21 protein-coding genes are annotated in these 17002 nt (G+C 53.5%); 16 read left to right on the plus strand and 5 right to left on the minus strand.

Features of this window, described 5'->3' with window-relative positions:
- Positions 1-155 precede the first annotated feature (155 nt).
- Together EI185_RS06680 and EI185_RS06685 are read right to left on the minus strand one after the other, a co-directional pair.
- Complete coding sequence (locus tag EI185_RS06680) at positions 156-551, minus strand: type 2 periplasmic-binding domain-containing protein (RefSeq protein ID WP_189836317.1); 396 nt, start codon at positions 549-551, stop codon at positions 156-158.
- Positions 552-650: 99 nt separating this feature from the next.
- Positions 651-2201, minus strand: coding sequence for an outer membrane beta-barrel protein (locus tag EI185_RS06685; protein WP_223247715.1), 1551 nt, complete (start codon positions 2199-2201; stop codon positions 651-653).
- Between the two features lie 51 nt (positions 2202-2252).
- On the opposite strand from EI185_RS06685, the gene EI185_RS06690 reads away from it, so the two are divergent.
- The 6 genes from EI185_RS06690 to EI185_RS06715 all read left to right on the plus strand — a co-directional run bounded on the left by EI185_RS06690 (position 2253) and on the right by EI185_RS06715 (position 7258).
- Positions 2253-3557: a two-component system sensor histidine kinase NtrB gene (locus tag EI185_RS06690; protein WP_223247716.1), complete on the plus strand. Its 1305-nt coding sequence runs from the start codon at positions 2253-2255 to the stop codon at positions 3555-3557.
- Entirely contained in the window at positions 3554-4915 is a 1362-nt protein-coding gene (locus tag EI185_RS06695) for a sigma-54-dependent transcriptional regulator (protein WP_189836318.1), read from the plus strand. Before EI185_RS06690 ends, EI185_RS06695 begins: the two co-directional genes overlap by 4 nt.
- 71 nt (positions 4916-4986) lie before the next feature.
- On the plus strand, positions 4987-5616 hold the full coding sequence (locus tag EI185_RS06700; RefSeq protein ID WP_124704359.1) for a TetR/AcrR family transcriptional regulator: 630 nt from the start codon (positions 4987-4989) through the stop codon (positions 5614-5616).
- Between the two features lie 90 nt (positions 5617-5706).
- Entirely contained in the window at positions 5707-6240 is a 534-nt protein-coding gene (locus tag EI185_RS06705; RefSeq protein WP_124704360.1) for a carboxymuconolactone decarboxylase family protein, read from the plus strand.
- Between the two features lie 14 nt (positions 6241-6254).
- On the plus strand, positions 6255-6482 hold the full coding sequence (locus tag EI185_RS06710) for a sulfurtransferase TusA family protein (RefSeq protein WP_124704361.1): 228 nt from the start codon (positions 6255-6257) through the stop codon (positions 6480-6482).
- Between the two features lie 173 nt (positions 6483-6655).
- Positions 6656-7258 (plus strand): nitroreductase family protein, encoded by a 603-nt coding sequence (locus EI185_RS06715; RefSeq protein ID WP_124704362.1) that lies wholly within the window; start codon positions 6656-6658, stop codon positions 7256-7258.
- A 30-nt stretch (positions 7259-7288) separates the two neighbouring features.
- Here EI185_RS06715 and EI185_RS06720 read toward each other — a convergent pair whose 3' ends face one another.
- Positions 7289-7861 carry a metallophosphoesterase family protein gene (locus EI185_RS06720; RefSeq protein ID WP_124704363.1) on the minus strand — a complete coding sequence of 191 codons (573 nt, stop codon included), beginning with the start codon at positions 7859-7861 and terminating at the stop codon, positions 7289-7291.
- Between the two features lie 46 nt (positions 7862-7907).
- Entirely contained in the window at positions 7908-8456 is a 549-nt protein-coding gene (gene ppa, locus EI185_RS06725; RefSeq protein WP_124704364.1) for an inorganic diphosphatase, read from the minus strand.
- Positions 8457-8505: 49 nt separating this feature from the next.
- Here ppa and EI185_RS06730 point away from each other — a divergent pair, with 49 nt between their 5' ends.
- Positions 8506-9726, plus strand: a complete 1221-nt coding sequence (locus EI185_RS06730; protein ID WP_124704365.1) for a Y-family DNA polymerase — start codon at positions 8506-8508, stop codon at positions 9724-9726.
- Between the two features lie 5 nt (positions 9727-9731).
- Here the strand turns inward: EI185_RS06730 and EI185_RS06735 are convergent, their stop codons facing one another.
- Complete coding sequence (locus EI185_RS06735) at positions 9732-10055, minus strand: hypothetical protein (RefSeq protein ID WP_124704366.1); 324 nt, start codon at positions 10053-10055, stop codon at positions 9732-9734.
- Positions 10056-10160: 105 nt separating this feature from the next.
- On the opposite strand from EI185_RS06735, the gene EI185_RS06740 reads away from it, so the two are divergent.
- The 9 genes from EI185_RS06740 (at position 10161) to EI185_RS06780 (ending at position 16867) form a co-directional block, all read left to right on the plus strand.
- Positions 10161-10652, plus strand: a complete 492-nt coding sequence (locus tag EI185_RS06740) for a hypothetical protein (protein ID WP_124704367.1) — start codon at positions 10161-10163, stop codon at positions 10650-10652.
- Between the two features lie 141 nt (positions 10653-10793).
- Entirely contained in the window at positions 10794-11687 is an 894-nt protein-coding gene (locus EI185_RS06745; protein ID WP_124704368.1) for a DMT family transporter, read from the plus strand.
- Entirely contained in the window at positions 11680-12531 is an 852-nt protein-coding gene (locus EI185_RS06750) for a methylated-DNA--[protein]-cysteine S-methyltransferase (RefSeq protein ID WP_124704369.1), read from the plus strand. The genes EI185_RS06745 and EI185_RS06750 overlap by 8 nt, the downstream gene beginning before the upstream one ends.
- Before the next feature lie 148 nt (positions 12532-12679).
- Positions 12680-13090, plus strand: coding sequence for a hypothetical protein (locus EI185_RS06755; protein WP_124704370.1), 411 nt, complete (start codon positions 12680-12682; stop codon positions 13088-13090).
- Positions 13091-13204: 114 nt separating this feature from the next.
- Complete coding sequence (locus EI185_RS06760; RefSeq protein ID WP_223247717.1) at positions 13205-13798, plus strand: hypothetical protein; 594 nt, start codon at positions 13205-13207, stop codon at positions 13796-13798.
- A gap of 287 nt (positions 13799-14085) precedes the next feature.
- Complete coding sequence (locus EI185_RS06765) at positions 14086-14439, plus strand: DUF883 C-terminal domain-containing protein (RefSeq protein WP_223247718.1); 354 nt, start codon at positions 14086-14088, stop codon at positions 14437-14439.
- Entirely contained in the window at positions 14429-14884 is a 456-nt protein-coding gene (locus EI185_RS06770) for a phage holin family protein (protein ID WP_223247719.1), read from the plus strand. The genes EI185_RS06765 and EI185_RS06770 overlap by 11 nt, the downstream gene beginning before the upstream one ends.
- Positions 14871-15242: a hypothetical protein gene (locus EI185_RS06775; RefSeq protein ID WP_124704372.1), complete on the plus strand. Its 372-nt coding sequence runs from the start codon at positions 14871-14873 to the stop codon at positions 15240-15242. The genes EI185_RS06770 and EI185_RS06775 overlap by 14 nt, the downstream gene beginning before the upstream one ends.
- An 80-nt stretch (positions 15243-15322) precedes the next feature.
- A complete protein-coding gene (locus tag EI185_RS06780) occupies positions 15323-16867 on the plus strand; it encodes an outer membrane protein assembly factor BamB family protein (protein WP_124704373.1) in 1545 nt (514 codons plus the stop codon).
- Positions 16868-17002 lie beyond the last annotated feature (135 nt).

The following is a 17002-nucleotide window of genomic DNA, read 5'->3' on the forward strand; positions in this document are numbered from 1 at the left end:
CGCAAGTCGATAAACATGCGTATCCGTATGTTTAATATTGAATAATCAGAAAGCCGGGGAGGACTTCAAGGAATAAAGCGGGGAAATAAAAGCCTGCAAATAATGTCTGACTGCAAAATTCGCAACCAAATATTGCGGGATTGGAAGGGATAAAACTATTTTGGACAGGCAATATCGGCAGCTGATCCGCCTACATGGCCTTTTGCACTAATCACCAGCACAACAGTTACCCGCTTGTCGGCGTCGCAATAGGGTACGTAGCCAATGGCGCCTGGGGTCTCGGCGACGAAACGGAGAACCGCCTCTTCCGAGGACAGCACATAGGGTGGCAATACCCCGTGAAAGTAACGGTCATTCCAGTACTGTTCCAACTCTTCCGGCGCATAGCCCAGAACAGCTTTTGAAAACGCACGTCGGGTCGGATTATCGGCCGGCAGATTGACCGGTTGAATTTTGGTACCGTCCTCCCAATAATTCCTTTTTCGTCGGTATATCGCCGCCAATTCGCTTTTACCCATGCTCAATTTGGACTGGGTGGCCTGCACGATCACAGCCAGAGGTTCCTCAGCGGCCCAGCCGATGGAAATGGCGCATCCCCCCCACATCAACAGGATGAATGTTGCGCGCAATAATGAGACGGGTCGCACGGATTAGAAAAGCACGCTAATCGAGGACAGGAATCCTTCATGGGCGTTGATCTGATTGTTTACCCCATGAACAAATTCCGCTTTCAATACGGATGTCGGTGTAATGCGGAACGCGAGCCCGGCAACCCATAGATTCACGCCGGGCAGCGTCCCTGCCTGGCGAAAATATTCATACCTGCCAACGCCATACAGCCTTTCGGAGAGTGGTACAACAGCCTGGATAAATATTCCCTTTTCATCTAATGAACTGCCGTGACTGGAATGCCGATAGATCGCCTCACCACTTAGCTCATAACGATCTCGCGACCAGAGGTAATCGACACCAAACAGGTTTTTTCTGTCCCCGACATCACTTTTTTGAGTGAAATTGGCATATGAGAATCCTAGCTGGCTGGAATCCCCCATAGCGTATGAAAGATGCAAACCGTACGCAGAGTCAAATGGATCCTGACTGGAATTGCCACGTATTTGCTGTCCGTTTGAGGCATACAGTGAATAATCCACCTCCTTGCCCAATCCGGTACTGGTCCCGTAAATCATTGCGCCGGTAGCATAAGTAGGGAAAGGGCGATTCGTGACCAAGGGACGTGAAGTGGTCCACACCAGAGGATCCGCATGGATGAGATTCCAGTGCCCGACCGGCGTCAGAAATTTCCCCAGGCGGAAATTCAGCAGCTCGGATTGCGCATAATCAAAATAGGCGCGTTCGAATGCCAAAGACCGCTGGCTGGTAGTAAATTTTCCCGGCCGCTTGAAGACCAGCGCATCTTCCAGACTCAGCTCGGAAAAAAACTTGAGTTTCCCGGTGCCTTCCCAACCCACAAACAGGCTGAGATCTTCCGTGTTTAATTCCCAGGACTTATGCTTTTTTATCGTGAAATCCTCAGTGGCATAACCACCCAGGGTGAAGCCGGTTCCAGGTATTTGCCAGCCGCGCTCCAGCTGCAGATGGGGCTCGGTGGGTACTGGTTGCTCAGCTCGCGTATTGATACAACCCAGCGTGAGCGCCACAGAAACAATTAAAGCTGCGCGAAACGCCCTGTGGCGCATAGCATCCATCTCCCTGCAAGGTAAGACAAAAAATCGGTTATTGTGACCACTTTGCTTATACTTTAGCCTAAGTAACGACCAAACCCATAGTCGGCTTTCTTTCTCGTGACAATACGAAAAACTCTCGTTGTGGCGTTCCTGCTGGCTAGCCTGGTGCCCGCTATCGCCCTGACCTTCCTGGCCTTTGTCAAAACGCAACAGGCCATGCAGGCTGAAATTGAGCAGACGCTCCTGGTACAGGCAGCCACTGTTTCCGCAGATATCGACAAGATGCTGTTCGAACGTTTTCAAAACGCGATCACATGGAGCCATCTTGAGGTCATGCAGGATATTTACGTAAAGGATATTGATAAACGCCTGTCCGCTTTTCTGACCGAACTGAAAACCGGCTACCAGAACGTTTACCGCAACTTGTATTGCACCGACATGAGCGGCATGATTGTTGCCAGTAACAAGGCGGCCGCCATCGGGACTATACCTGTCGCGCAACAGCCCTGGTTGCATGCCACATTGCCAGGCGGACGCGTTGTCCTGGATGTTCCGGACGGCAGCACAATGAACATCCGTTCCAGCATCCCGTCGAAATTCGGCAGCGGCAATCTGGGAGAACTTGTGCTGTCCTTCGACTGGACACAAATCTTCCAGATTCTGGACCAGGCGGCGAAAGATGGTCGTATGGTCGCCATAATGGACCACAACGGGAAAGTCATCGCAGCGTCCAGAGAATTGAGACAGCAAGGCTTTCTGATGAGCAAAAAATTTCTGCCATGGCTGTCCAACATTCCCAAAAGCGGTGTCGAAATCGTCGACGGATCTCCCCTGCATACATCCCGTGTCATTATTGGTTTTGACCGTTCGCACGGCTATGAAAATTTTTCCGGCCTGGATTGGACAACGATAGTCATACAGCCGCTTGATCAGGCACTTCAGCCCATTCACCGACTGGCCATCATATTTCTCGGCTTCCTGCTGGCTACCATCGTGATTGCCACCTGGATTTCCTTATGGGTGGCGAACAATATAGCCCGGCCCATCGTGGCGCTCACTGCCTTCACGCGCCGGTTTATTAACGAGAAATCTCTTCCGCCCTCCCCTCCTGTATCGAGTGGCGAAGTGGGAGAACTTACTACTACATTTGTCCAAATGGTTGAGGATCTCGATCAATCCAGACAACATCTGGTCAGGGCATCACGCTTCGCTGTCATGGGTGAAATGGCTGCGGTCATGGCGCACGAAATCAGGACACCGTTAGGGATATTGCGATCATCATCACAAATGTTGAAACGGGAACCTAATATCAGCGATGAAGCACGCGAACTGATCGGTTTCATCGAGAGCGAAACGGACAGGCTCAACCGTCTGGTTTCAACCATGCTGGACGGCACCCGCCCGCGCCTGCCCAGTTTTCAGCTGACTAACGTCCATACGCAGATTCACAATTGCATATTGATGCTGGCCGCACAAACCCAGACAAAAATGATCCAGGTTGAAGAGTCATTGCAGTCCTCTGATCCTTATTGCGAATGCGATGCCGAACAGATGACACAGGTATTCCTGAACCTGCTTATGAATGCCCTGCAAGTGCTGCCGGAGCATGGAAAAATAACCGTAACCAGCCGCAGCGAAACAGAAAAAATAATCATCGAAATTGCAGACAACGGCCCTGGCATTGCCAAAGAAGAACGTGACAAAATTTTTGACTCGTTTTTCCACAAACGCGAAGGCGGTATCGGATTGGGGCTGGCCGTGGTCCAGCAAATTGTGTCTGCGCATGGAGGAGATATCACGGTGAGCGAAAGTCGGTGGGGCGGTGCATTATTCAGAATATCGATCCCGAGAAAATTGAGCGAACAATCATGACCGGACAACAAATCCTTATCGTCGATGATGAAGCACGAATGCTGCGCGTCCTCGAAATCATGCTGCAAAAAATGGGGCACGATATCTCATGTGCCAGTAATGGAATGGAAGCACTGCAGAGCTTGCAGGAAACGCCGGTCGATCTTGTCGTCAGCGACCTTCGCATGCCCGGGATGGATGGTATCGAATTATTGAATCAGCTCCGCGCTCAGGGTAATAACGTTCCCTTCATCATCATGACAGCTCACGGCACGATACAGAGCGCCGTGGAATCAATGAAGCTGGGCGCATGTGATTACATCCTGCGCCCCTTCGATATGGAAGCGCTCGAGTTGTCGATCAACCGGATACTTGCGACCGGACGAATATTGCGTCAAAACGATTTTCTGCGCCGCGAGCTGGAAAAAGGATGGGAAGGATTTATCGGCGAAAGCCCTGCCATGCACAAGGTTTACGAGCAGATACGGCTGGTGGCGCCCAATAAAACAACTGCGCTGATCACCGGCGAAACAGGCACTGGCAAAGAGCTGGTCGCACGTGCGATACACCGGGCTTCACCCAGACGCGACAAGTTATTTGTACCGATCAATTGTGCGGCGATCCCAGCTGACATGCTGGAAAGCGAACTGTTCGGCTATGAAAAAGGGGCGTTTACCGGCGCGCATAAAGAGCGCATTGGCAAGTTTGAACTGGCTCATGGAGGCACGATTTTTCTGGACGAGCTGGCAGAAATGCCTGTCGCGTTGCAGGCTAAACTGCTTCGGGTGTTGCAGGAAAATGTGATTGAGCGCTTGGGTAGTAATCGCAGTATCCCGATTGATATCAGAATCATTGCTGCAACCAACAGAGACCCTCAAGCTGCCATTGCCGAAAACAGGTTGCGGGAAGACCTGTACTATCGTGTGAATGTATTTTCGCTTGAACTACCTCCGTTGCGCGACCGCAAGGAAGATATACCTGCTTTGATCCATTATTTTATTGCTGAATTTTCGAAAGGCAGCTCTTCGATGCCAAAAATCACCGAAGACGCCTTATCCAATCTACAGCAATACGCATGGCCGGGTAACGTACGGGAACTGAGAAACGTAATGGAACGCGCTATTGTCCTGAGCGGTGGAAAGCAGCTTGATATGACTCATTTTCCGCTGGGAGCGAATGCGACGAAAGAAAAAGCACCCTTGCAGGATAATCTGTCTTTTGACGGCATGTCATTAAACTGCGCCATCGAAACCCTTGAAGCCAAAATGATCGCCGCTGCATTGCACAACACTGATGACAACAAAACCAAGGCCGCGCGGCTTCTGGATATCAGCGAGCGCTCGCTTTGGTACAAGGTTAAGAAATATCATCTGGAATAAGCAAAGCCGTCCAGGTATTTTCCAGAATAAAAATTTCTTGACACATCCATACCGGTTGGTATGATTCGATCATGGACACCAAACAATCCGATCTGACACGCGACAAAATTTTGCACGCCGCGTTCGACGAAATGCACCGCAACGGTTTTCAGGCGGCGAGCATCGCCAATATTCTTGGCGACACGGGGTTGACCAAGGGCGCGCTGTATCACTATTTCCCTGCCAAGCATACGCTCGGCCTCGCGGTGATTGATGAGGTGATCCGGGAGGGACTGGAAGAAATGGTATTCCGCCCGCTGCGCGAAGCGGAGCAACCGGTAACTGAATTGCTGAATATCATGCAGCGCAAGGCCGAATATGCCAACGATGACACCATCCGCCTGGGCTGCCCCCTGAACAATCTGATGCAGGAAATGAGCCCGCTGGATGAGGCGTTCAAGGCACGCCTGACTCTGATACTCAAAGCCTGGCAAAAGGCCATACGCAACGCACTGGAAACCGGGCAGCGCCAGCGCCAGATCAGGGCCGATGTCGATTGCGAAGCCGCTGCGCTGTTTATTGTGTCGGCCTGGGAAGGCTGCTGGGGCGTGGCCAAAAACATGCAATCGGTAAAGACCTTCCGGTTGTGTATAACGCAATTGCAGGATTACGTTCTGAGCCTGGGTCCACGATCCAGGCCCAGGAATAAGCAGACTCAGTGAAATCGCCGCACGCAGCGCGATTTTATTTGGGCAACAACATACCGGATGGTTGGTATGTATTCGTGAGTTGTCAATTCAAGGAGAAGCAATATGCCTATCATTCAAACCGTAGCCAGCGATCAAGCAACCGGCAAAGTAGCTGAAATTTACCGTCAGATTGAAAAGGCTTTCGGACGCGTGCCGAATGCCTTGCAAATGAGCAGCAGCAGCCCCGGGATGCTCGAACAGCAATGGCAATCAATTGGCTACTACATGAATCATCCCACACTGGGGTTTCCGCTGCTGACCATGGTACGCATGCTGGTGTCGCAGGAAAATCACTGCGATTACTGTGTCGGGTTCAACGCCGCCATGCTGATCAACCAATGCGGCCTGACGCCGGAACAGGTTGCCCTTACCAAGCAGAATCCCGCGCAAGCACCTTTGGCAGACAAGGACAAGGCGATGTTGCTACTGGTGCTGAAAGCCGTATCCACCCCGGAAGCCGTCAATGCAGTCGATTTGCAGAAACTGCGCGATCTTGGCTGGAGCGATGGCGACATTCTGGATGCGGTATCGCATGGCGCGAGAAATAAGGCCGCCGATATCATTTTCAATGCATTCAAAATCGAAAACGATTTCTAGACTGGAGATTCGACATGAACTTCGATAAAGAACTGGATGCGCGCGGTTTGAATTGCCCGCTACCGATACTGCGTACCAAAAAATCGCTGGCTGAGTTGAGTACGGGACAAATATTGAAAATCTCGGCCACCGACCCGGGGGCGGTGAAGGATTTTCAGGCCTTCGCCAAGCAGACCGGCAACGAGTTACTGTCTTCAGCACAGAACGATGCCGAATTCGTGTTTTTCATGAAAAAGAAATAATCCTGAAAAAATAGTCAGTCCACGAAAAGCACGAAAGGCACGAAATAAATCATTCATCTTTTTGGTGATGATCACAGCTTGTTATCTCTTTGAATAATTTCGTGCCTTTCGTGCTTTTCGTGGATAAATCGCCTTTTTATGGATTATTCGTTTTTAACCAAGGAGAAAGCAATATGAATGTCACCACCGCAATTGAAACCCGCCGCTCCTTCAAGACGTATGATCCCGACCACCGCATGACCGAAGCGGAAATCGACAAGCTGTTGTCGCTGGCCATGCTCGCCCCCACCGCATTCAATATCCAGAACTGGCGCTTCGTGCTGGTGCGCGATCCCGAACTGCGCAGTGAAATCCGCAACGTGGCCTGGGATCAGGCGCAAGTGACCGACGCCTCCTTGCTGATCGTGCTGTGCGCCGACACCAAATCCTGGGAAAAGGATACCGCGCGCTATTGGCGCAATGCGGCGCAGCCGATACAGGAGTTCATGGTTCCCGCCATCGGTCAGTATTACGCCGGCCGGGAACAGGTGCAGCGCGACGAGGCCATGCGCTCATGCGGCATCGCGGCCATGACACTGATGCTGGCGGCCAAAGAAATGGGTTACGACTCGTGCCCGATGGACGGCTTCGACTTCGAGGCAGTGGGCAAACTCATCAATTTGCCGCAGGACCATGTGATCACCATGATGACGGCAATCGGCAAGGCCACCAAAGAAGCATGGCCGCGCGGCGGGCAATTGCCGATGAACGAAGTGGTGATCAACAACCATTTTTGATGCTTTTCAGCGCTTGCGGCAGGCGTGAGATTACCCGCCGCTCTCCGAAGTATGTGAGGCAACCCGCGTCAGGTTGGTCAATTCACTCGGTGCTGCCGGTACGTCGCAAACTTCAAACTGCATGGTTTCCAGGTCGCCCATGATGTAGGTGGGCGGCGCACCGACCCCGCCTACCGTGCCGGGATTGAGCATCAGGCTCTGGCTGCCACTGACGTTATCCACGTGCCTGATTTCGGCACGGTGGTCGTGCCCGCAGCAGACCAGGTCGTAATCGCCAGTACATGCCATGGCGCGCGCGTAATGCGGATAGTGGACGATGAAAATCTTGCGCCCGCCCAATTCAATTTCGGCGTCCTGGCCATGGTAGCGAATGACGCTGCCCTCCTCCGCCCCCAGGCGCGACAGGTTGAACATGTCGCCGGTATTGTTGCCGTGGATGACATGCACCGGCAACGCGAATTTTTGCAGCGCACGCAATGTAGTAGGTGCGACCACGTCGCCGCAGTGCAGCACGGCTTCGGCACCACGGCTTAACGCGTCTTCTACGGCGAGCGCCATCAGGCGACGGTTGTCATGGCTGTCGGAAATGATGCAGATTTTCATGCTGGCACGCCCCAAAAAAGAGCCGCCGGTAGGCGGCGCTGGCGGATTAAAATGCAGGCTTGTCGGCAGCGGCGTTGTAGCGTTCCACGCCGGCCATGATTTCGGCCTTGGCTGCGTCCGCATCAACCCAGCCTTCCACCTTGACCCACTTGCCGACTTCCAGGTCCTTGTAATGTTCAAAGAAATGGGCAATTTGGGCCAGGGACATTGCAGGCAGATCCTCGGGTTTTTGCACGTTTTTGTACATGCCGCACAATTTATCTACCGGCACGGCCAGCAGTTTGGCGTCCACGCCGGCTTCGTCGCTCATCTTGAGCATGCCGATGGTACGGCAGCGCACCACCACACCGGTAATCAGCGGCACCGGGGTCATGACCAGCACATCCACCGGGTCGCCGTCTTCGGACAGGGTGTGAGGAATATAGCCGTAGTTGCAGGGATAATGCATGGCGGTGGACATGAAACGATCCACGAACATCGCGCCGCTTTCCTTGTCTACTTCATACTTGATGGGATCGCCGTGCATGGGGATTTCGATGATGACGTTAAAATCGTTGGGAACGTCCTTGCCAACGGGAACCAGATTCAGACTCATGCGTTAAACCTTTACTTTCAGTGCGGTACAAAAGCCGCAATTATACCGTATGCTCCATTCGCTCTACGTTGATTTCAATTCCTATTTTGCCTCTGCGGAACAGCAGGCCGAGCCGGATCTGCGCGGCAAACCCGTCTGCGTGGCGCCGGTGGTGGCGGAAACCACCTGTTGCATCGCGGCAAGCTATGAAGCCAAGGCATTCGGCGTCCGGACCGGAACGCCCATCCATGAGGCGCGCAAATTGTGCAAGGGTATCCTTGTCGTGCAGGCGCGCCCCTCCATGTATGTGGACTATCACCATCAACTGGTCGCTGCGGTGGAATCCTGTACCCATGTGGAAGCCGTCTATTCCATCGACGAAATGCACTGCGAGCTGACCGGCAGCCAGCGCTTGCGCGCCAATGCCGAAACGCTGGCACACAAGATCAAGCGCACCATTTACAACACCGTGGGTACGGAATTGCGCTGTTCGATCGGCATTGCGCCCAACCTGTTTCTGGCGAAGACGGCATCCAACATGCGCAAGCCGGACGGCCTGACGGTGATCGAACTCAACGACCTGCCCGATTGCCTGTATCCACTGGAACTGCGCGATATCAATGGCGTCGGGCGACAGATGGAAAAGCGGCTGAAACAGGCCGGGATTCACACCCTGCGCGATTTGTGGGCTGCCGACAAGGCCCGGCTGGCGCGCGCATGGGGCAGTATCGAAGGCGAGCGCATGCATGCCAAATTGCGCGGCGAATGGCTGCTGCCCGCACCCAGTGCGCGCGCCAGCATCGGACATTCGCATGTGCTGGCGCCGGCAATGCGCAACGACCACACCGCGCATTCGGTACTGCACAAACTGCTGCAAAAAACCGCCATGCGCCTGCGCAGCCATGAATTGCTGGCAGGCGCGATGCAGATCAAGGTGAAATACCTGCGCTACCCGTCCTGGAACGAGAAAATAAGCTTCGATCCCAGCTCGGATACGCTCACTCTGACTGACATCCTGGATCTGCTGTGGAAGAAGAAACCGGTCATGCGCGACGATCCGCTGGCGGTCGGTGTCACGCTCACGCGTCTGGTGGAAGCGGCGCATCACACGCCGTCACTGTTCGATACCGGCATTGCGCGCAGCCAGCTCAACGCCACGGTGGACAAACTCAATGCGCGCTTTGGCAAAAATGCCGTGTATTTTGGCGCTGCGCACGATGCGCTGCAGGCCGCGCCGATGCGCATCGCGTTCGGCCATATTCCTGATCTGGATACGGAAAGCGACGAATAATCGCGCTACGGGTAGATGCCGTTGCCCTGTGCTGGATCAGGCAAATATGCTATCGGCCGGCTGTGCAGACCGGCTTGCGCAGCAAAACTGCGTGCCGCATCGGCGCCCACTGTTTGCGATTCCATCTGGTTGACTTGCGCTGCATCATATTGCGCCGCCTTGAGTTTTTCCTCATCCAGCCCACGGATCCCGGCAGTGGCAACAATCTGGCCGGTTCCCAGTCCAGCCGCCGATTGTGGCCGCGTCCCCATGGCTTGGGCAGCGGGCAGGCATGCGGCAGCGATTGCGCAAAATGCACCGATACTCATTAATAAATAACGTATACGCATAATATTGACCTCCGGCGGTATTTTGACTGCTGGTGACGAGTACAACTCGACTTGACCCCCCAGTCAAGTTAATCTCATGGAAAATTCCGTACGCCTGAACAGACCATGAATACCAAAATCGCCCTGCTAAGCTTGACCCTGCTTGCTTGCTGTCAGTCCGCCCTAGCCTTTGAAGTCGGTGAATTCAAAAGCGGCATGACCCGCAACCAACTAAAAACCACGCTCAAATCGTGGAATTTTGAAAACAGCGTTGAAGCCGGCGACACCCTGATGGCGTATGACTCATCAGACAGCCCGGCAGGCCGGCGCTATGTATTCATCTTTTGCAATGACAAGCTGGTGGAATTCGATCAGGAAATGGCCGCTTCTTTCAACAATTTTGTAACTGTTACCAGTAATTTTAATACCCAGTACGGTAGTCCGCTGAAAGTCGTGGCGCTACACAACGTGGTAGGCGCAGGCGAAAAAAATACCCTGGCGATTTACTGGCGCAAGATGAGCGACGTCATCGGCGTGCGTTACATCCTGCAGCCCAACAGCGAACAACTCACCACCGCCTATCAGGTCAGCAATAACTGCTGGCAGGCGCCAAGATAAAAAGTCGATAATGGGCGATCTCGCTCACGTCGCGCACGCATCGGCAAATCACTTACAAAACGCTATCAATACCGCAAGAATCGGGTGGAAACGCGGTCCATACTCAACGATACTGCACCTGAATAACTTCCTGGACACATCGTGAACCTCGCCAGCCTTATCCGACTGATCACCCTCGCCGCCATCTGGGGCGGCTCGTTCCTGTTCATACGCATCGGTGCGCCGGTGCTGGGGCCGGTGATTCTGATCGAGTACCGCGTCGGCCTCGCTGCGCTATTTCTGACTATCGTGGCCGGATTTCTGCACAAGCCGCTCAACGCCAGACAGCACTGGCGCCACTACCTGATGCTGGGCATATTCAACGGCGCCTTGCCTTTCCTGCTGTTCGGGTTTGCCGGGCAGACGCTTTCGGCTTCGGCCATGTCCATTCTGAATGCCACCTCGCCCATATGGGGCGCGGTAATCGGCGCAGTATGGTCGCGCCATGCGCTGAACGGACGCACCGCGCTAGGACTGGGGCTCGGTATCATTGGCGTTGGCCTGGTGGTCGGTGTTGATCATCTAACCGCGCAACGCGGTGCCGGAATTGCCATTGCAGCCGCGCTTCTGGCCGCATTCTCCTATGGCATAGCCACCACCTATGCGAAGACCGCAAAGTCCGTGGACAGCTTTTCCAACGCACATGGCAGCATGTGGGCGGCTACGCTGGTCATCGCGCCCGCCGTTCCTTTTGCAGCGGTTTCGGCATCGCCGAGCGTCGGCGTCCTGCTCGCAGTCGTCGCGCTGGGCATTGCCTGTACCGGTATTGCCTTCCTGCTCTATTTCCGGCTGATCCGCGACATCGGGGCGACCTCCGCACTCACGGTCACCTTCCTGATTCCGGTCTTCGGCATGCTGTGGGGCAGCCTGTTTCTGGGCGAAATCATTACCTGGGGCATGATTGCCGGTTCGTGCATCGTCATTGTGGGCACGGCCCTGGTCACCGGCTTTAATCCGGCAGCGCTGTTGCCGCGCAGGGCAGCCGGCAATGCGTAATACCGTTGCAGATCAGGCGCGGCAATATGAGACAGTCGCGCGTGCCATTGCCTTTATCCGCAGCCATGCGCGACGCCAACCCACGCTCAATGAAATTTCCGACAGTCTCGGGCTGAGCGAATTTCATCTGCAAAGAATGTTCTCGGAATGGGCGGGCGTCTCGCCCAAACGGTTTTTGCAATACGTCACAAAGCAGTATGCCAAGCAGGCATTACGCGAATCAGCCGATGTGCTGTCCGTCACACTGGACACCGGCTTGTCGAGCCCTGGACGCTTGCATGATTTGATGGTGACGTGCGAAGCCATGTCGCCGGGAGAGATAAAAACCGGGGGTGCGGGCCTGGAAATCGGGTTCGGCGCAGCGCCCACCCCATTTGGCAATGCGCTTATCGCCTGGACACCGCGCGGTATCTGCCATCTCGGGTTTGTGGAGGACGCTGCCATGGCAAACGCGGTGGCCGGCCTGCAACAGGATTGGCCGGCTGCGACCCTGATACAGGATCGGCAACGCGCGTTACAGCTTGCTGCCGAAATTTTCCACGCCGGTCCGTCAACGCAAGCCTTGCATTTGATGTTGCGGGGTAGCAACTTTCAGATCAAGGTGTGGGAGGCCTTGCTGTCAGTGGCTCCGGGCGAGATGGTGTCCTACACCCAGCTTGCGCAAAGGACGGGCGTTCCCAAGGCACGCCGCAGCGTCGCTACGGCCATTGCCAAAAACAGCATCGCCCTGCTTATTCCCTGTCATCGCGTCATCCGGGAAAGTGGGGAAATCGGCAGCTATCGCTGGGGATCGGACAGAAAAACCGCGCTACTCGCGTGGGAGGCGGCACAGGCTGCCAGATGATATCTCGCGCAGGTGCTGGCCTCGCCGCGAGCCCGATCGGACAAGATTAACCCACGCTTCAAGGCAACAACGACACCACACTCATCCAGGCAGCCCGCGCTTTGCGTCGCCACGCAAACCTCCACGATTTTCTTGATTGAGTCTTCAAATGCACCGCATTGGCGATTATGTACGTTCACGCACAGACAATGAGGATGGGGAATCTTATCTTGGTTACACCATTGCAGTGATTCCGGTGCCTGTGCTGTTAACAAGAAACCTGGCATCAATCGTGTTGCCAACGTGGAACAAAGGGAGGGTTGCCATGAGATATAAGGCTTTAGTTGCAATATGTTTTATAACCGTTTCCGTTACGGGGCAGGCGACTGAATCTTCGATGTTCGCAAGCTCGACACCCCTGGAACGCTCCATAGCGGATAACAACGGTATTGATAAACCTCGTCAGAAAATCAAGAGTTTGTCGACACGAGACCAAACCAATGCCAGATCGATCTTAAAAATTACTCTGGCCTATCAGAAACTGCATTATGAAACATCGTTTTCGCGAGGCTGTGAATGATTTAAAGCCAGCGTCTCTAACAGAAGGCTCTGGATTAAGGGAGCTAATTGGAAAATATCATTTAACGCCTGACGGCGTTAGCAAGCCCGGGAGTGATAACACTGAAAAATAACATTGCAGTTGAAGTTTTTTCAATTTATCAAGGAGTCCATCATGTCAAAAGCTGTGATATGCATTGCCAATACCCTGGTCCAGGCAGAAACGATTGTGACCTATCTTAAAGACGCCGGCGTATCGACCGCCGACATTTCGGTTCTGTTGCCTGACCGTACCGGAAGTCGCGATTTTGCTCACGAACACCATACCAAGGCGCCTGAGGGCGCAACGATCGGTGGAAGTGCAGGAGGACTGGCCGGAGGTGTTCTGGGCTTACTCGCAGGAATCGGCGCTTTAGCCATTCCGGGGGTCGGGCCTTTTATTGCCGCGGGCCCCATCATGGCTGCTTTGAGCGGTGCAGCCGTGGGTGCCGCTCTGGGCGGGATTGCCGGCGCTCTGGTGGGTATGGGCATGCCGGAATATGAGGCAAAGCAATACGAAACCAAGGTGAAAGATGGGAATATCCTGATCTCCGTGCACACGGATAGAAGCGAGGAGGCAAAGCTGGTCCGGAAAATAATGAAAGATGCCCATGCAGAGGATATTTCCACCACAGGCGAAGAACACGTCAGAAAATCCGACAGGGCCTATTCAGCCGGGAAAAGCTTGTAGTACTTGATCACCCCTATCTTATGAAATTGGCAAACTGGCATTAGGCAATAAATATTACCTGCCAGCCCATCGGAATGCGCCGACATCGCTTCCCATGAATATGGCAGGTAGTAACTCTCAAATTATCAAGGAGACCATTATGGGTAAATATTTTATTGCCTGGATATTGGGTGTTCCCGCAATCGTACTCGTCGTAATTTATTTTTTTATGCACTAATGCACTATTGAAAACATCAATATTGTTTGGTGATCAATTGAATTGCAGGTTAATTTTCTAGGAGAATTTCATGGAAACGTCAGTAAATAATTTGAGTTCGAATCCCGGCACTATGGGAAAGCCATTTACCAGCAACATTGATGAAGCTAGCGCCGGTGCCCATCACACGATTGACAAAGTGACTGATGCGACGCGTCCTGCCGTCGAACGTGTTGCTACGGGCGCTCATCAGGCTGTCGACAAACTGGCTGATGCAGCAGCAAATGCGGCAGAAACATTTGGCGTCAAAAGTGAGCAGCTCAAAGAAGCGCAAACACGCATCACTGAAAATTGTCGCAATTATGTACGCGATAATCCGCTAGCCACGGTAGGTATTGCGGTTGCGGCAGGATTTCTGCTGAGCAAATTCATTAATGCCCGCTGATCCCGCAACGTCTGGCATGACCAACCCTGCTGGAGATATTCCATCCGCGAGCGAAGCATCCCCAAAGCCGGCGAGTCTGATAGACGACGTCAAAATATTGGGACGTGAACTCCTCGGATTACTGCACGATCGTCTCGAACTCGCGGCGCTAGAAACCAAATTCGCCGCGCAAAATCTGGTCGGCATGATCGCGACCGGTGTGGTGGTGGCGGTGTTGTTGGTCAGCGCCTGGCTGTGCTTGCTGGGAGCGATGGTTCTGTGGTTGATCCATGTCGGTTTGATGGCAAGCGTCGCCATGCTGCTAGGGGTTCTCGTCAATCTGGCACTGGCAGCCTTATTGTATCGATCCATTCTTCGCCAAAGCCACCATCTCGGATGGCCAGCTACCTTGCGTAGCCTCAAGCAATTCGACACGACAGAAAAGGGTGATCATGGCAGGCAATGACGCTCCTCTACCCGCACAAATCGACTTGGCAGAGCGGCAGATTGCTGTGCGCCGGCTTGCCGTTAGCCGCAACATGAAGCGCTTTAACGAGGATGTTCGGCAGAAACTGGCAATACCTGCTGTCCTGCTGGCTAGCGCAGGAGTGGGTTTGTCGATTGGCGTGCTGTTGAAACACCGGCTCCAGACCCCGCCGCACTCGACAGCCATAAAAAGCGGGGAAACGCCATCCGGCAAAATTGCGCACACCTTCGGCAACCTGCTAAAGATAATCGCGATGGTACGCACTATCGCAGCAGCACTGCCCCCTGACATGACCTGCCGTACTCAGCCAAAATCAGGTTCAAAACCCCAGCCATAAACAGCGCATCAAACATTTCGCCTTATTTCGAATTGTGAGCATAAATATTCCCAGACATCAAAAGTAAAAGGTCAAACGTCATGAATACCCGTCTCTCCTGGATCGCATTACTGATTGCTACCCAAGCATTCGCAACCGGTTCGCAGCCATCTTCGCATGAAGCCTCTGGAAATTCGCAGCACGTCGAAAATGCCACCCGCACGGTCGCTTCATCGACAGAAGTGGCTGTCGAAAAAGGCGGTCCTTATGACCGTGTATATCACCCCGAAAACCTGCCTTCCATGCATGATGGAAAATTCTTCCCCGACAGCTGGCTGTCTCTGGGTGCCAATCCTGCCCATAACGCCGCGTTTGAACTTTCTTCGGGCGCTCCAGCCTGGCTTAAGCAGGGCGTCGAATGGAAATTTGCGGAAGCGCGATCCTGGCCGCTTGATCGTAAAGATGCATTCGATACCCAGGTCTATGGCGAACGTCGCGGTCCTTCGACACAGACGCAGTTCTATGGCAATGCAGTGGGTGTATCTATCGCGAACGGCATTATTTACGCCGAGAGCGATGATCAGTTCGCCTATGCGGTGAATGCGCGCACCGGCAAACTCATCTGGCGCACAAGCCCGGTGGGCAATACTTTGATGGGTACGCCCATCGTAGCGCAGGGCAAGGTCTTCCTTTCCGCGGGCAATGTCGGATTCAACTTTTCCAACGTAACCAAGTTCTCCAAAACCAAGACAGCTGCGCGTGGTGAGGGGATCAGTTTCAATGGAATTTATGCCCTTTCTGCAAAGACCGGGGAATTGCTCTGGCACTATGGTACCAACGGCGAGGCCATGCCCACGTCCACTTTTAGCGACGGAAAAATATATATCACCACCGGTGATGGCTATGCGCAGGCTATCGACGCCGGAACAGGGAAACCAGTCTGGAAGACCGAACTCCAGGGTATGGCCAATATGTCTAGCCCCGCCATTGTTGACGGCAAAATGTATGTCGCCATGTCATCGCCTGGCGGCGTGTTCTGTCTGGATGCCCGTAGCGGCAAAGTGCTTTGGAAATCCAACATTCAGGGCGCAGAGGATACGGGAATCGGCGATGTATCCCCTGCAGTGAGCAATGGCGTTGTGGTGATGGACGCGGTCGCGGATGCGAAACAGCAGAATGGCAAGACCACCATGGACACGCGCATTGTGACGTATGACGCGGATACTGGAAAAATCTTATGGCAGGCCAACATGGGGCGCGGGGCTAAACCGCCCGCATTCAAGGGGGGAGTGCCCATGATTCATGACGGCGTCGTCTATGTGGGCACACCGGTGAATAATGTGATCCAGGCATATGACCTGAAATCCGGCCAGCAGAAATGGACATGGCAGGTGCCGGACGCCAGCGCAGCAGGTTCGGGGCGGGGAGCACCTACCTATTACAGGGGCGCACTGTATGTGTCGACAGGTGAATACCTGTATGCGTTAAACCCTTCAAGTGGCGAGCTCATTCATAAATACCACGTGGGAGGTCGTTTCGGTATCGTCAATCCCGTCATTATCGGGGGTACGATCTACCTCAGCAATTCATGGGATTGGCTCATGGCTGTGCCGCTCTCGAAAGTCAATCCGACAGCCAAAAGTTGACAGGAAATGAAGCCGCTTTGAGGTATTCAGAAAACCGAAAATAAGTGGTGAATTTTATTTCATATGCTAAAATCTTGCAAAATATCGATTTTTGATATATGTCCTCTGCTTGTTCACTTTGAGTATTGGAAAATC

It is taken from the genome of Sulfuriferula multivorans, assembly GCF_003851125.1.
Lineage (GTDB): Bacteria > Pseudomonadota > Gammaproteobacteria > Burkholderiales > Sulfuriferulaceae > Sulfuriferula > Sulfuriferula multivorans.

Bases quoted from the DNA above. Each gene is read 5' to 3' on its own strand.
- EI185_RS06685 (WP_223247715.1), bottom strand. From the start codon at position 2,201: ATGCAACCAGGGCTGTTGCGCGACAGGTATAGTCCCGATGGCGGCCGC.
- EI185_RS06690 (WP_223247716.1), top strand. From the start codon at position 2,253: ATGAACATCCGTTCCAGCATCCCGTCGAAATTCGGCAGCGGCAATCTG.
- EI185_RS06695 (WP_189836318.1), top strand. From the start codon at position 3,554: ATGACCGGACAACAAATCCTTATCGTCGATGATGAAGCACGAATGCTG.
- EI185_RS06700 (WP_124704359.1), top strand. From the start codon at position 4,987: ATGGACACCAAACAATCCGATCTGACACGCGACAAAATTTTGCACGCC.
- EI185_RS06705 (WP_124704360.1), top strand. From the start codon at position 5,707: ATGCCTATCATTCAAACCGTAGCCAGCGATCAAGCAACCGGCAAAGTA.
- EI185_RS06710 (WP_124704361.1), top strand. From the start codon at position 6,255: ATGAACTTCGATAAAGAACTGGATGCGCGCGGTTTGAATTGCCCGCTA.
- EI185_RS06715 (WP_124704362.1), top strand. From the start codon at position 6,656: ATGAATGTCACCACCGCAATTGAAACCCGCCGCTCCTTCAAGACGTAT.
- EI185_RS06720 (WP_124704363.1), bottom strand. From the start codon at position 7,861: ATGAAAATCTGCATCATTTCCGACAGCCATGACAACCGTCGCCTGATG.
- ppa (WP_124704364.1), bottom strand. From the start codon at position 8,456: ATGAGTCTGAATCTGGTTCCCGTTGGCAAGGACGTTCCCAACGATTTT.
- EI185_RS06730 (WP_124704365.1), top strand. From the start codon at position 8,506: ATGCTCCATTCGCTCTACGTTGATTTCAATTCCTATTTTGCCTCTGCG.
- EI185_RS06735 (WP_124704366.1), bottom strand. From the start codon at position 10,055: ATGCGTATACGTTATTTATTAATGAGTATCGGTGCATTTTGCGCAATC.
- EI185_RS06740 (WP_124704367.1), top strand. From the start codon at position 10,161: ATGAATACCAAAATCGCCCTGCTAAGCTTGACCCTGCTTGCTTGCTGT.
- EI185_RS06750 (WP_124704369.1), top strand. From the start codon at position 11,680: ATGCGTAATACCGTTGCAGATCAGGCGCGGCAATATGAGACAGTCGCG.
- EI185_RS06755 (WP_124704370.1), top strand. From the start codon at position 12,680: ATGCACCGCATTGGCGATTATGTACGTTCACGCACAGACAATGAGGAT.
- EI185_RS06765 (WP_223247718.1), top strand. From the start codon at position 14,086: ATGGAAACGTCAGTAAATAATTTGAGTTCGAATCCCGGCACTATGGGA.
- EI185_RS06770 (WP_223247719.1), top strand. From the start codon at position 14,429: ATGCCCGCTGATCCCGCAACGTCTGGCATGACCAACCCTGCTGGAGAT.
- EI185_RS06775 (WP_124704372.1), top strand. From the start codon at position 14,871: ATGGCAGGCAATGACGCTCCTCTACCCGCACAAATCGACTTGGCAGAG.
- EI185_RS06780 (WP_124704373.1), top strand. From the start codon at position 15,323: ATGAATACCCGTCTCTCCTGGATCGCATTACTGATTGCTACCCAAGCA.